The 13029-nt window shown below is 71.6% G+C and carries 13 protein-coding genes; 9 read left to right on the forward strand and 4 right to left on the reverse strand.

Features of this window, described 5'->3' with window-relative positions:
• Window positions 1-63: 63 nt before the first annotated feature.
• From ACIBJC_RS16280 to ACIBJC_RS16300, 5 genes are all read left to right on the forward strand, one after another.
• Complete coding sequence (locus tag ACIBJC_RS16280) at window positions 64-2355, forward strand: ATP-dependent DNA helicase UvrD2 (RefSeq protein WP_399292572.1); 2292 nt, start codon at window positions 64-66, stop codon at window positions 2353-2355.
• 182 nt (window positions 2356-2537) lie between these two features.
• Window positions 2538-2873 carry a hypothetical protein gene (locus ACIBJC_RS16285; protein WP_399292573.1) on the forward strand — a complete coding sequence of 112 codons (336 nt, stop codon included), beginning with the start codon at window positions 2538-2540 and terminating at the stop codon, window positions 2871-2873.
• Window positions 2874-3045: 172 nt separating this feature from the next.
• Window positions 3046-3414: a WhiB family transcriptional regulator gene (locus ACIBJC_RS16290; RefSeq protein WP_384847670.1), complete on the forward strand. Its 369-nt coding sequence runs from the start codon at window positions 3046-3048 to the stop codon at window positions 3412-3414.
• Window positions 3411-3734 carry a hypothetical protein gene (locus ACIBJC_RS16295; protein WP_399292574.1) on the forward strand — a complete coding sequence of 108 codons (324 nt, stop codon included), beginning with the start codon at window positions 3411-3413 and terminating at the stop codon, window positions 3732-3734. Before ACIBJC_RS16290 ends, ACIBJC_RS16295 begins: the two co-directional genes overlap by 4 nt.
• Window positions 3735-3839: 105 nt before the next feature.
• Window positions 3840-4034, forward strand: coding sequence for a hypothetical protein (locus ACIBJC_RS16300; protein ID WP_399292575.1), 195 nt, complete (start codon window positions 3840-3842; stop codon window positions 4032-4034).
• Window positions 4035-4049: 15 nt separating this feature from the next.
• On the opposite strand, the gene ACIBJC_RS16305 is transcribed toward ACIBJC_RS16300, so the two are convergent.
• On the reverse strand, window positions 4050-5516 hold the full coding sequence (locus tag ACIBJC_RS16305; RefSeq protein WP_399292576.1) for an ABC1 kinase family protein: 1467 nt from the start codon (window positions 5514-5516) through the stop codon (window positions 4050-4052).
• A 42-nt stretch (window positions 5517-5558) separates the two neighbouring features.
• Window positions 5559-6704, reverse strand: coding sequence for a TOMM precursor leader peptide-binding protein (locus ACIBJC_RS16310; RefSeq protein ID WP_399292577.1), 1146 nt, complete (start codon window positions 6702-6704; stop codon window positions 5559-5561).
• Between the two features lie 180 nt (window positions 6705-6884).
• Between ACIBJC_RS16310 and ACIBJC_RS16315 the strand changes: the two genes are divergently transcribed.
• From ACIBJC_RS16315 to ACIBJC_RS16330, 4 genes are all read left to right on the forward strand, one after another.
• Entirely contained in the window at window positions 6885-7529 is a 645-nt protein-coding gene (locus tag ACIBJC_RS16315; RefSeq protein WP_399292578.1) for a M48 family metallopeptidase, read from the forward strand.
• 186 nt (window positions 7530-7715) lie between these two features.
• Window positions 7716-9305: a TerD family protein gene (locus tag ACIBJC_RS16320; protein WP_399292579.1), complete on the forward strand. Its 1590-nt coding sequence runs from the start codon at window positions 7716-7718 to the stop codon at window positions 9303-9305.
• 13 nt (window positions 9306-9318) lie between these two features.
• Window positions 9319-9999 (forward strand): AIM24 family protein, encoded by a 681-nt coding sequence (locus ACIBJC_RS16325; RefSeq protein ID WP_399292580.1) that lies wholly within the window; start codon window positions 9319-9321, stop codon window positions 9997-9999.
• A gap of 15 nt (window positions 10000-10014) precedes the next feature.
• Window positions 10015-10773 carry an AIM24 family protein gene (locus tag ACIBJC_RS16330; RefSeq protein WP_399292581.1) on the forward strand — a complete coding sequence of 253 codons (759 nt, stop codon included), beginning with the start codon at window positions 10015-10017 and terminating at the stop codon, window positions 10771-10773.
• Window positions 10774-10863: 90 nt separating this feature from the next.
• On the opposite strand, the gene ACIBJC_RS16335 is transcribed toward ACIBJC_RS16330, so the two are convergent.
• Window positions 10864-11403 (reverse strand): NUDIX hydrolase, encoded by a 540-nt coding sequence (locus tag ACIBJC_RS16335; protein WP_399292582.1) that lies wholly within the window; start codon window positions 11401-11403, stop codon window positions 10864-10866.
• Complete coding sequence (locus ACIBJC_RS16340; RefSeq protein ID WP_399292583.1) at window positions 11400-12899, reverse strand: zinc-dependent metalloprotease; 1500 nt, start codon at window positions 12897-12899, stop codon at window positions 11400-11402. The genes ACIBJC_RS16335 and ACIBJC_RS16340 overlap by 4 nt, the downstream gene beginning before the upstream one ends.
• Window positions 12900-13029 lie beyond the last annotated feature (130 nt).

Consider the following 13029-nt stretch of genomic DNA (forward strand, 5'->3'; position numbering starts at 1 on the left):
CATCGCCCCCGGCGCCCTTCTCGTCACGTTTCCCGCAGTCGGTCGGTACGACTGGTAGGACCGATGCGGCGCCCCTGTGGACAACCGCCGCACCCGCCCCGGGGGACCTGGCAGCATGGCGGGGTGACAGCAGCAACGCACTCCCCACTGTTCCCGCGGGAATCCGACGGCGGCCAGATCGTGGCACCGCCGCGCGACGCCGACGCGGTGCTCGACGGGCTCGACCCCGAGCAGCGCGAGGTCGCGACGGCCCTGCACGGCCCGGTGTGCGTGCTGGCCGGGGCCGGCACGGGCAAGACGCGCGCGATCACCCACCGGATCGCGTACGGGGTGCGCGCGGGCATACTCCAGCCCGCCAGCGTGCTGGCCGTCACGTTCACCAACCGCGCCGCGGGCGAGATGCGCGGACGGCTGCGGCAGCTCGGCGCGGGCGGCGTGCAGGCGCGGACGTTCCACGCGGCGGCGCTGCGCCAGCTCCAGTTCTTCTGGCCCAAGGCCGTCGGCGGCACGCTGCCGCGCCTGCTCGACCGCAAGGTCCAGCTCGTCGCCGAGGCCGCGGCCCGCTGCCGGGTCCGGCTCGACCGCAACGAGCTGCGGGACGTCACCGGCGAGATCGAGTGGGCGAAGGTCACCCAGACCGTGCCCGCCGACTATCCGGCCGCCGTCGCCAAGTCCCACCGCGACGCCCCGCGCGACGCGGCCGAGATCGGCCAGATCTACGGGATGTACGAGCAGCTCAAACGCGAGCGGTCGGTGATCGACTTCGAGGACGTCCTGCTCCTCACGGTCGGCGTCCTCCAGGACCGGCACGACATCGCGGACCAGGTCCGCCGCCAGTACCAGCACTTCGTGGTGGACGAGTACCAGGACGTGAGCCCGCTCCAGCAGCGGCTGCTCGACCTCTGGCTCGGCGACCGGGACGACCTCTGCGTCGTCGGGGACGCCAGCCAGACGATCTACTCCTTCACCGGCGCCACCCCAGACCATCTGCTCAACTTCCGTACCCGGCACCCGAGCGCCACGGTGGTCAAGCTCGTCCGCGACTACCGCTCAACCCCGCAGGTCGTCCATCTCGCCAACGGCCTGCTGGGCCAGGCGCGCGGCCGGGCCGCCGAACACCGCCTGGAGCTGATCTCGCAGCGCGACCCCGGCCCCGAGCCGCTCTGCACGGAGTACGCGGACGAACCGGCCGAGGCCGAGGGCACCGCCCGCAGGATCCGCGATCTGATCGCCGCGGGCATCCCGGCCGGCGAGATCGCGGTGCTGTACCGCATCAACGCGCAGTCGGAGGTGTACGAACAGGCCTTCGCCGACGCGGGCGTGCCGTACCAGCTCCGGGGCGCCGAGCGGTTCTTCGAGCGCCAGGAGGTACGGGAGGCGGGCGCCGCCCTGCGCGGAGCCGCGCGCTTCGGGTCCAACGACTCGCTGCTGGACGATGTGGTGGAGCTGCCCTCGCAGGTGCGGGCCGTGCTCTCCACCAAGGGGTGGACCACCGAGCCCCCGGCCGGGTCGGGCGCGGTCCGGGACCGCTGGGAGTCGCTGGCCGCGCTCGTGCGGCTCGCCGAGGACTTCGTCCGGGCCAAGCCGTCGGCGACGCTCGCCGATCTTGTCACCGAGCTGGACGAGCGCGCCGCCGCCCAGCACGCCCCCACGGTGCAGGGCGTCACGCTCGCCTCGCTGCACGCCGCCAAGGGCCTGGAGTGGGACGCGGTGTTCCTGGTCGGCCTCACCGAAGGGATGATGCCGATCACCTACGCCAAGACGGACGAGCAGATCGAGGAGGAGCGGCGGCTGCTCTATGTCGGGGTCACCCGTGCGCGGCTCCATCTCCACCTCTCCTGGGCGCTCTCGCGCTCTCCGGGGGGCCGGGCCTCCCGGCGGGTGACCCGCTTCCTGAACGGGCTGCGTCCGGGCTCCACGGCCCCCGGGGCCCGTGGCGCGGGCACGGCCGCGGGCGGCTCCGTCGAGCGGGGCGGTGCCACCGGCGACGCGGCCGGCGGCGCCACTCGGCGCAAGCGGCGGGGCCCGGCCCGCTGCCGGGTGTGCGGCAGGACCCTCACGGACGCCGGTGAGATGAAGCTCATGCGCTGCGAGGAGTGCCCCTCCGACATGGACGAGGGGCTGTATGAGCGGCTGCTGGACTGGCGCGCCGGGCAGGCCCGGCGGATCAGTCAGCCCGCGTGGTGCGTGTTCACCGACAAGACGCTGATGGCGATCGCGGAGGCCGTGCCGGGCAGCGCGGGCGAGCTGACGGGCATCTCCGGGGTCGGGATCCGGAAACTGGATCGCTTCGGAGCCGATGTACTGGCCATCTGCGCAGGTGAGGAAGGTGTGGGCGAGGACGGAGACGACTGAGGCAAACTCGTCGAAAAAATAGTTTGCGCCCGCGCGGGGAATCCCCATAGGTTCTTAACCACGGAACGGCGGGCTTCTCCGAAGCCCGGTCCCCGTGCTCTACTTGTCAAGCAGTACGTGCCCACAATACGTATGACGGGTCTTTGGACCTGTCCTTGAGACGCCGAGAGGAGGCGATTCCAGTGATCAGCATCAACGTCAGCTCCATCAGCACCGTCAAAATGACCGATCTCTCGGTCGTCTCCGCCTGCTCGCTCGGCTTCTCCCGTACCGAACTCATCGCCAGTGGACTGCCCGGCGCCTCCGCCGTCAAGCCCGCCGGTCTCTCGGGTCTGCTGACCCGTGAGCGGCCCGTCATGGTCCGCGATGAGCGACCGACCAAGGCACCGGAAGCAGGAGTAGCAGCAGCAGGCAATGCCTATGCCTCTGCGGCGACCGGTGCCGCAACGAAGCAGCAGACGCAGCATCACCTGATGTGGGCCTTCCGTGGGCTCGAACCCTGGAGTGATCCAGCCTGATCGACGATCAGGCCGGCGCCTTCAGGGCCGCGGAACCCCACCCGGGATCCGCGGCCCTTCTGTTTGTCCCGAACGGGACAGCCGGAGCGAAGGGGCCTCGGGACACGCACCACCCGGTACCAGCCGACAACTGGCCAAACAGGCCGGACCGACCAGACGAGGAACAAAACCCGTGCAACTCGAAGCGCACGCCCCGTCCGTACCGCCTTCCGAAGCGATCTCCCCGCCCGTCCCCACGGAGGACTCCACCTTGACCCCGCTGACCGCGCTCACCGCGCTCGACGACGCCATCGAGAACCTCGGCGTACCCGTTCCCTGCCGTGCCTACGACCCGGAGGTCTTCTTCGCCGAGTCCCCGGCCGACGTCGAGTACGCGAAGGCCCTCTGCGGCACCTGCCCGCTGATCGAGGCCTGCCTCGCCGGCGCCAAGGAGCGGCGCGAGCCGTGGGGTGTCTGGGGTGGCGAACTCTTCGTCCAGGGGGTCGTCGTGGCCCGCAAGCGGCCGCGTGGCCGTCCGCGCAAGAACCCGGTCACGGCATGAACACCGTCGGCACCATCGACCGTCCCTTCACGCACGATCCCCAGAAGCAGGCTCCGATGACCTCTTCCCTGAGCGAGCCCTCCGGCTCCGCCACCCCAGTTGTCACCACCATGGGCGCGAACGACTCGCGTCAGAACAGGACCCGCGAGATGCAACTCATTCCAGAAGCCCTGGCTCGCGCGCATATGAACGAACGTATGCGTGAGGCCAACGCGGAACGCCGGGCCGTGCGCCTGGTCACCGCGCGGCGTATGCAGCGTCGTGCCGAGCGCGTGTCGATGCGCGCGCGCCGCGCGCTGGCCATGGCCGTCATGCAGTAGGCGTCGGACACAACGGACGCACACAAGGGGGTCGGTCCTGAGGGACCGGCCCCCGCTCCGTGCGTTGTCCTGCGCCGGGGCACCCGGCGGGGTTATCGTCGGCCCGTGCCGAGTTTCGAACCGCCGGGTGCCGAGAACGCCGAGAAGGCGGTCTGCGCCCGCTGCGGCGTCACGGCCGAAGCCCCGCCACCGACCTGGAGCTGCGCCATCGACGACGGCAGCCGCTCCTATCTCTGCGACGACTGCTGCCGCGCGCACATCGCGGCGATCGAGAGCAGACTCGACCCGAGCTGGTGGTGACGCGGGCCATGACGCTCAGGCTCCCGCGTCCACCGCCGCCTCCACCGGACCCGCGTCGGGAACCGGGTCCGGAAGCGAATCGGCGTCCGGCTCCGAGTCCGGGGCCGGTTCGGGCAGGAATCCGGACAGCCACCCCTCCAGCTCGTCCCTGAGCCGTACCGTCGCGTTGAGCTGGCAGAGCACCCCGATCGTGCTCAGCGTGACGCGGTGGATCAGCAGATACGACGGCGGCAGATTGAGCTGCTTGCCCAACTGATGGGCGGGCGACCGAGGGTCGGCGATCCGCGCCGCCTGTGTACGAATCCAGCTCCGGGTGAAGGTGAACTCCTCCACCGCGGCCGGCTCGATGATCGGCAGCAGATACTCCAGCACGGCGTCCGGGTCGAGATCGATGGACTCCTTGACGAACCCCTCCTCGCGCAGCAGCTCGTACACCGCCTCGGCGTCGCCCTCCAGCGTCAGCCGCAGCGCCTCACCGATGATCCCGGGCAGCCCGCCCGGCAGCCGGTCCACCGTCCCGAAGTCCAGCACCCCCAGCCGGTACGCGCCCTCCCGCGCCTCCTCCTCGTCCCGCGACTCCTCGTCCCGCGACTCCCCGGTGTCCGCCGGTGGCAGCAGCCGGAAGTTCCCCGGGTGCGGGTCGGCGTGCAGCAGCCCCGTACGCGCCGGGCCCGAGAAGAGGAACCGCGCCAGGAGCTGGCCCGCCCGGTCCTGCTGCTCGGGCGTGCCGTCCGAGATCACCTCCGCCAGCGGAACCCCGTCCATCCACTCGGTCACCAGGACCTGTTCGCCCTGATGCACCACCTCCGGCACCACCACGTCCGGATCGTCCGCGAACTCCACCGCGTGCGCCCGCTGCGCCTCCGCCTCCAGGGCGTAGTCCAGCTCCTCGGAGACCCGGTCCCGCAATTCGGTGATCAGCGGCTTGATGTCCATCCCCGGGATCAGCGGCCCCAGCAGCCGCGCGAAGCGGCTGAGCTGCGTCAGATCGGAGAGCAGTGCCTCCCCGGCCCCCGGGTACTGCACCTTCACCGCGACCTGGCGCCCGTCGTGCCACACCGCCCGGTGCACCTGGCCGATCGACGCGGCGGCCGAGGGCTTCTCCTCGAACTCCAGGAACAGCTCCCGCCACTCCTCGCCCAGCCGCTCCGCCAGCACCGCGTGCACCGTGTGCGTCGGCATCGGCGGCGCCGCTTCCTGGAGCTTGGTGAGCGCCGCCCGGTAGGGCCCGGCGATCTCCTCGGGCAGCGCCGACTCGAAGACCGAGAGGGCCTGCCCGAACTTCATCGCGCCGCCCTTCAGCTCCCCGAGGACCTTGAAGAGCTGGTCCGCCGTGCGCTGCTGGAGCTCCCGGGTGACGATCTCGGCCGACTTGCCGCCGATCCGCTTGCCCAGACCCCAGGTGGCCCGGCCTGCGAAGCCCAGTGGCAGCGTGGCCAGCTTCGCGGTGCGGGTGACCGCCTTCCGGGGAAGATCAGACATGAAGCCCCTCCTAATCCCAGACAGCCGTGCCGCGTACGGCGGTTACCCCGCCATTGTGTCGTGCGACGCCCCCGTTCCGGCGACGCGCTCCCCCCTTCTCCGTCCGGCCGCCCCGCACGGGCAGTCCGGATGGGGCGCGATCCGCTCCGGCTGCCAGTCCAGCAGCGGCAGCGCCGCCTCCCATCGTGCACCCGTACTCGCCGGAAGTTCCCCGTCGAGGAACGACAGAGCATGAGCCGCCGTCAGCCCGGCCACCGTGGTGGCCAGCGCCAGATCACAGGCCGGTACGGCGCCCGCCCCGCGTCCCGAGCGCCACTGGGCCAGCATCCTCGGCCACCCGGGATCGTGATCGGCCCGGAGCCGCGCGACGCACCCCGCGCACGCCGTGCCGCCGGGCAGTACCAGCGGCCCCACCAGCCCCGTGGCCTCGATCACCCCCGCGTAGAGATGCGGCGTACCGGTGGTCAGCCACGGCTCCGCCGTCACCGGATCGGGTGCGTACGCCGCGAGCCCGTCGCGCGGCGCGACGATCACCAGGGCGAGCGGCGGCTCGCCCTCCGCCGATTCCGGGGACCCCGACGCCCGTGGTGGCCGGCCGGGCGCGGACCGCCGGACGAGTTGCCGGGCCGCCAGGTCCCTGCGCTCACCGACGGAGTGCTCCGGCAGTCCGCCGGGCGCCACGTCCCCCGCCGTCGCGCATCCGCCGTCCAGCACATCGACGCGGCCCACCCCCGAGGCCGCGAGCACCGCCGCGACGGCCGCCCCGACCCGGCCCGCGCCCCTGACCTGTACCCGCGCCGACCGCCGCGCTGCCAGCTTCCGCAGCCCCGCCCCGGGCTCCGGATGCAGGACGGAGAGCGACGCGAGGTCGGGCCGCAGCCGCTCGACCTCCCCCGTCCTGCCGCGCAGCGCGTCGGCCGCCGGGCCGCCCGCCCCCGGGTCGTCGAGCACCCCCGCCGCCGTGAGCCGCCGTACCAGCTCCTCGACCAGTCCGTCCGGCAGCCCCATCGTGCGGGCCTCCTCTCGCAGCAGTGGCAGCCCGCGCGTCCCGTCCAGCAGCCCCAGAAAACTGGCCGTGGCCGTGTCGACCGGCCCCATCACCACCGCGTGCGCGGGCGTCACCCCGAACTGCACCGTGTGCCGGTCCCGCCAGGCGCGCCGCAGCGCGGGCTTCATCATCGGATGCATGTCGGCCTCCCCGTTCCCGCTGATCCGTGATCCCAGAATGCAAGGCGGCGGCCGACCGCGCAGAAAGTTATCCACAGCCACGGGCATTAGTCGTTCGAATAGTGCGCGCGAATGCGGGGAACGAGGCGGAACCCTTCAGGAGGCAGGACTTCCGCCGCGCTGAGCGGGTAACGTCAGGGCGTGCCCGCCGACCCTTCCCCCAGTCGCCCGCTCCGCGGCTCGGGGACGAGCGCTGTCGAGGTCCGCAGAAGCGCCCGCCGCAGCAGAACGGTCTCGGCGTACCGCGAGGGCAACCGCACGATCGTGCTCATCCCCGCCCGGATGTCAGAGGCCGAGGAGCGCCGCTGGGTCTCGGTGATGCTCGACAAACTCGCCGCCCAGGAGAGCAAGCGGGTCCTCGGCGACAGCGCGCTGACCGAGCGCGCCGAACAGCTCTCCGCGCAGTACTTCGACGGCAGGGCGCGGCCCGCCTCTGTCCGGTGGGTCACCAACCAGAACACCCGCTGGGGCTCCTGCACCCCCGCCGAGGGCAGCATCCGGCTCTCGCACCGGCTGCAGGGCATGCCGGAGTACGTCGTCGACTACGTCCTCGTCCATGAGCTGGCCCATCTGCTGGTGCCGGGACACGGCCCGCGCTTCTGGCGGCTGCTGGAGTCCTACCCGCGCACGGAGCGGGCCCGCGGCTATCTCGAAGGCGTGGTCGCGGCGGACCGGCTTCCGCATCTGCCCCTCACGCGTGGGGGGAACGGCCCGGACGGCGCCGAGGCGGACGACGTGGACACGGACGGGACAGCGGACACGGCCGACGCCGGAGCCGGGGAATGAGCGCGGAGCAGGCCCGGAACAGCGCGTCCGCGAAGGTCCGGTCGCCACCGCCCGCAGCCACCGCCGTCAGGGGAAACTCCGTTCACCGGTCCTGTACCGAGTCTGTACCGACTTGGCCGATTGTCCGACCCAGCCGTTAGCCTGGCGCGACGCATTGGCATTCGGGATGGGGGACGGTCGTTACGTATGGCACGGGAATTCCAGCGGGGCCACAAGGCCAAGGTCAGTGATCTCACGGCGGGGACGGATCTGTACGTGGGCGTGCAGATCGCGGCTCCGGGGCTGAGCTTCGACATCAGTTGTTTCGGTCTCGACGCCGACGAACAGCTTTCGGACGACCGGTACTTCATCTTCTTCAACCAGCCGAAGTCGCCGGAGGAATCCATCCAGTTGCTGGGGGCTCAGGCCGGCGACACGGAGTCCTTCCGGGTCACGCTGGACCGTGTCCCCGATGCCGTCCACAAGCTGTCGTTCACCGCCACGATCGACGGCGCGGGACAGATGTCGCAGGTCGGCCCCGGATATATCCGGATCGTCGCGGGTGGCGAGGAAGTCGTCCGGTACGCCTTCACGGGCGCGGAGTTCACCACCGAGCGGGCCGTCATGCTCGGTGACTTCTACCTCAAGGACGTCTGGCGCTTCGCCGCCGTCGGCCAGGGCTTCGACGGCGGACTCGACGCGCTGCTGAAGAACTTCGGCGGCGAGGTCGCCGAGGAGGAACCCGCCGCGCCGCAGCCCCCGGCGGGCGGTGGCCCGGTCCCGGGCTTCGCCCCGCCCGCCGCGCCCACGGCGCCCGCGCCGTCCTTCGGCGCCCCCGCCGGACCACCGGCTCCGGCCCCGGCTCCGCAGTCCGTGCACGCTGCGCCGACCATCGTGGCGCCGATGCCCCCGCAGGGCGGCACCGTACCGCCGCCGCCCGCGCCGTCCCCGTACGGCCAGCAGCCGCCCCAGCAGCCGCAACAGCCCCAGTTCGGCCAAGTCCCAGGACAGGTCCCGGGCCAGGTCCCCGGACAGATGCCGCCCGGGGCGCCGTCCCCGTACGGTGCCCCCGCCCCCTTCGGGCAGCAGCCGCCCGGCGCGCCCCAGGGCGTCCCGCAGGGTGTGCCCGCCGGCGGCGCCGGTCTTCAGGCGGCCCTTCAGCCGTACAAGGAAGCGCCCACAGGGCAGCGCTGGACCTCGCAGAACGGCCAGCTCGTGCGGATCGACCTCGGCGAGGGCGGCAGCCCCGTCCTGGCCCGCCAGGGCAGCATGGTCATGTACCAGGGCAAGGTCGACTTCGGCTACAAGGGCGCCGGTTTCGTCGGCCGCGTCGTCGGCAACGCGACCGGCCAGGAGATGCAGCTCATGCGCTGCACAGGACGCGGCCAGGTCTTCCTCGCGGAGGAGGGCGCGCACCTCCACCCCGTCGAACTCCAGGGTGACGGCATCTGCGTCTCGGCGGAGAACGTCCTCGCCTTCGACGAGAGCCTCCAGTACGAGGTCCGCCGCATCGAGGGCCACGGCATACCCGGCGGCGCCCTGTTCACCATGCAGTTCCAGGGCACCGGCACCGTCGTCGTGAAGACCCACGGCACCCCCGTGGTGCTGCCCGTCACGCCCACGACCTTCGCCGACTGCAACGCCGTCGTCGCCTGGTCGTCGGCCGCGCAGGTGATCATCTCCAGCCAGGTCAGGCTGCGCCGCAACGCGTACCCCGGCCACAGCGGGGAGACCGTGAACCTCCAGTTCCGGGGAGCGCCCGGCAATTTCATCGTCGTCCAGCCGTACGAGGTCTGAGGGAGCCCGGACAATGAACCAGCAGCTCGCGGGCTTCGCCCCGACCCCCGTCGCGGCCCGGATGGAGAATCACGGCCGCTCCATGCTCAAGGTCGCCATGGCCTCCGGCCACGACCTCTACGCGCGCACCGGCTCGATGGTCGCCTACGAGGGCTTCATCCAGTACGAGCCGAACCCGCCCGCCGTCCGCCAGATCGCCTCCCAGTGGGTCACCGGCGAGACCACCCCCGTGATGAAGTGCGCGGGTGACGGACTGCTCTATCTCGCCGACTACGGCGCCGATGTCGTCGTCATCAACCTCGACAACGACGCGCTCTCCGTCAACGGCTCCAACCTGCTCGCCTTCGACGCGCACCTCCAATGGGGCGTCGAGCGCGTCAAGGGGCTGGCCAAGTTCGCCGGCCAGGGCCTGTGGAACGTACAGATCTCCGGGACGGGCTGGGTCGCCCTGACCTCGCGCGGCACCCCGGTCGTCGTCGACTGCGGACGCGGCGAGGACGAGACCTATGTGGACCCCGACGCGCTCGTCGCCTGGTCGCCCGGCCTCAAGGTGAAGGGCAAGCGCAGCTTCAAGGCGTCCTCGCTGATCGGGCGGGGCAGCGGAGAGGCCTACCAGATGGCCTTCTCCGGCCAGGGCATCGTCGTCGTCCAGCCCAGCGAGGACAGCACCGACCGCCTGCGGACCCGGGGCTGAGGGGAGCGAGGAACCATGCAGAGTCCGCTTTTCGCGTACACGGAACAGCAGTCCCAGGACCGCTACGCCGTCCAGAACCCGCAGCTCCTGCGGGTCGCACTCACCGGCCAGGACGACGTCCTCGCCCGCAAGGGCGCGATGGTCGCCTACCAGGGGCTCATCGAGTTCGACGGTGAGTACCAGTCGCACGGCCAGCGCCGGGCGCGCGCGACCACCGGCGAGGGCCTTGACCTGATGCGCTGCTCCGGGCAGGGCACGGTCTATCTGGCCAACCTCGCCCAGTACATCCATGTGGTGGATGTCGACCACGACGGGATGACGGTGGACAGCGCCTACGTCCTGGCGCTCGACTCCACGCTCCACAGCGAGGTCGTCGCGGTGGACAGCCAGTACGGAATCTCCGGCTCCGGCAAGTACCAGCTCAACATCTCCGGGCGGGGCAAGGTCGCGCTGATGACCTCGGGCCAGCCGCTGATGATGGAGGTCACGCCGGACAAGTACGTCAACGCCGACTCCGACGCGGTGGTCGCCTGGTCCTCCGCGCTGCGGGTGCAGATGCAGGCACAGACGCACTCCTCGGGGATACGGCGGCGGCGCGGCTCCACCGGCGAGGGCTGGGAACTGAGTTTCCTGGGGCAGGGCTTCGCCCTTGTCCAGCCGAGCGAGGTCATGCCGCCGCAGCAGGCGGAGATCGGCCAGGGGCTGGGCGCGCAGTACGGCGTCGGGCAGAGCGGCGCGCACGGGCAGAACCAGAACAACGCCTGGAGCAGGTGACCCGGTCCGCCCAAGTCAGGGGGGCGGGTTCCACGGAACCCGCCCCCCCTTCTCGCGTGCGTCGCGTCCCCTCGCGTGCGTCGCGTCGTCTCAGGCGCCCAGGAGTACCCGCGTACGCTCCAGCAGCCGGACGACCGAGCCGTCGGCCACCTCCGCCACCTCGTCGTACGCGAACCAGCGCAGGTCCAGCGACTCCTCGCTGATGGCCTCGACCGCGCCGGGGGCCGCCAGCGCCGCGTACTGGACATCCAGATGCCAGTGACAGGGCGCCGGGATGGGGTGCCGGTCGAGCTGTACGGGGCCACCCGTCAGCAGGGTCAGGTCCGGGATCCCGGACTCCTCCCAGGCCTCCCGCAGCGCCGCGCGCTCCAGCGTCGTGTCACCGGGCTCGCAGTGGCCACCCATCTGGAGCCACATGCCGAGCTTCTTGTGCAGGGTCAGCAGCACGCGGCCCCGCTCCGGGTCGACGACCAGCGCGCTCGCCGTCAGATGCCCGGCCCCGCACGCCTTCCACATCCCGTCCGGGTGGGCCGAGAGGTGGTCCAGATAGAGCCCGCGCAGCTCCCGCTGGGCGGGCTCGTCCCCCTCGTACCCCTTCAGGACGAGGATCGCGTCGTCATGCAGGCTCACTTGTCGGTGTCGTCCTTCTTGTCGCCCTTGTCGCCCTTGTCGCTCTCGGCGCCCTTGTTGTTGTCGTTGTTGTCGACGTTGCCGGTGTTGTCCTTCTGCAGGTTCGGCTTGCCGTCGGCCGCCTCACCGAGCATCTTGTCCAGCTCGGAGAAGTCGAGCTGCTCGTGGTGGACAAAACCGTCCGGGTCGTCCAGGTCCGAGGCCGTCGGCAGCATGTCGGGGTGCTCCCAGAGCCGGTCGCGGCCGTCGACACCCCGCGCGTCCGTGAGCGAGGCCCACAGCCGGGAGGCGTCCCGCAGCCTGCGGGGCCGGAGCTGGAGCCCGATGAGCGTCGCGAAGGTCTGCTCGGCCGGACCACCGGAGGCCCGGCGCCTGCGCAGCGTCTCGCGCAGCGCGTCCGCCGCCGTCAGCCGGTTCTTCGCGGCCTCGTGGACCACCGCGTCCACCCAGCCCTCGACCAGCGCCAGCGCCGTTTCGAGCCGGGCGAGCGCGGCCTTCTGCTCCGGGGTGTCCTCCGGCTGGAACATGCCCTGCTGGAGCGCTTCCTGGATCTCCTCGGGGTGGCCGGGGTCGAACTGGCCGACCACGTCCTCCAGCTTGGAGGTGTCCACCTTGATCCCGCGGGCGTAGCCCTCGACCGCGCCGAACATGTGCGACCGCAGCCACGGCACATGGGCGAAGAGCCGCTGGTGGGCGGCCTCGCGCAGCGCCAGATAGAGCCGGATCTCGTCCTTGGGGACACCGAGGTCCTTGCTGAACGCCTCGATGTTCAGCGGAAGCAGCGCGGCCCTGCCCGCCGGGCCCAGCGGCAGCCCGACGTCCGTCGAGCCGACCACCTCACCGGCCAGCACACCCACGGCCTGCCCGATCTGCTGGCCGAACATGGCGCCGCCCATGGAGCGCATCATGCCGATCAGCGGGCCCGCCACCGACTGCATCTCCTCGGGCAGCACCTCGCTCATGGCCGTGCCCACCCGCTCCGCCACGGGGTCGACGAGCTGCTGCCACGCGGGCAGCGTCGCCTCGACCCACTCGGCGCGGCTCCACGCCACGGAGGCGTTGGCGCCGGAGGGCAGCGACGTCACGCCGTCCAGCCAGATGTCGGCCAGCCGTACCGCCTCGTCCACCTGCGCGCGCTCCGCGGGGCCGACGCTCTCGTCCTTCGTGCCGTCGGCGGTGCCCTGGGCGACCGTCTGGCGGGCGATCTGCTTGGCCATGTCCCAGTTCACGGGACCGCCCTCGTAGCTCAGCATCTGGCCGAGCTGCTGGAACGCGGCCCCCAGGTCGTTGGGGTTCAGCGAACCGAACATCGCGGCGAACGGATTGTCCGCGCCGCCCGCGCCGCCGCCACCGGGCAGCCCGAATCCTGCGAAGGGGTTGCCCTGAGCGCCTTGGCCACCGGCACCCTGACCACCTCCGGCAGGGTCCTTCTTCTTGCCGTCGCCGTCCTCCGGCTCCTCCGGCGGAAGGCCGAATCCGAATGGTGTGTCACTCACGGGGTTCCTCGGCTCGTAGGGCCGCCGACTTTCTGCCGGCGGCGACTGCCCGACTTCACCACCCAGCCTAAGCGGCACAGGGTTCGTACGGGCGGTGCCGCGGGTCGGAACGGGCTCGACACCCGGTGGC

This window comes from Streptomyces sp. NPDC050509 (assembly GCF_044457965.1).
Taxonomy (GTDB): domain Bacteria; phylum Actinomycetota; class Actinomycetes; order Streptomycetales; family Streptomycetaceae; genus Streptomyces.

Excerpts from the sequence above, each read along its gene's own strand:
- ACIBJC_RS16280 (WP_399292572.1), top strand. The coding sequence starts at position 64 with ATGCGGCGCCCCTGTGGACAACCGCCGCACCCGCCCCGGGGGACCTGG.
- ACIBJC_RS16295 (WP_399292574.1), top strand. The coding sequence starts at position 3,411 with ATGAACACCGTCGGCACCATCGACCGTCCCTTCACGCACGATCCCCAG.
- ACIBJC_RS16305 (WP_399292576.1), bottom strand. The coding sequence starts at position 5,516 with ATGTCTGATCTTCCCCGGAAGGCGGTCACCCGCACCGCGAAGCTGGCC.
- ACIBJC_RS16310 (WP_399292577.1), bottom strand. The coding sequence starts at position 6,704 with ATGCATCCGATGATGAAGCCCGCGCTGCGGCGCGCCTGGCGGGACCGG.
- ACIBJC_RS16320 (WP_399292579.1), top strand. The coding sequence starts at position 7,716 with ATGGCACGGGAATTCCAGCGGGGCCACAAGGCCAAGGTCAGTGATCTC.
- ACIBJC_RS16325 (WP_399292580.1), top strand. The coding sequence starts at position 9,319 with ATGAACCAGCAGCTCGCGGGCTTCGCCCCGACCCCCGTCGCGGCCCGG.
- ACIBJC_RS16330 (WP_399292581.1), top strand. The coding sequence starts at position 10,015 with ATGCAGAGTCCGCTTTTCGCGTACACGGAACAGCAGTCCCAGGACCGC.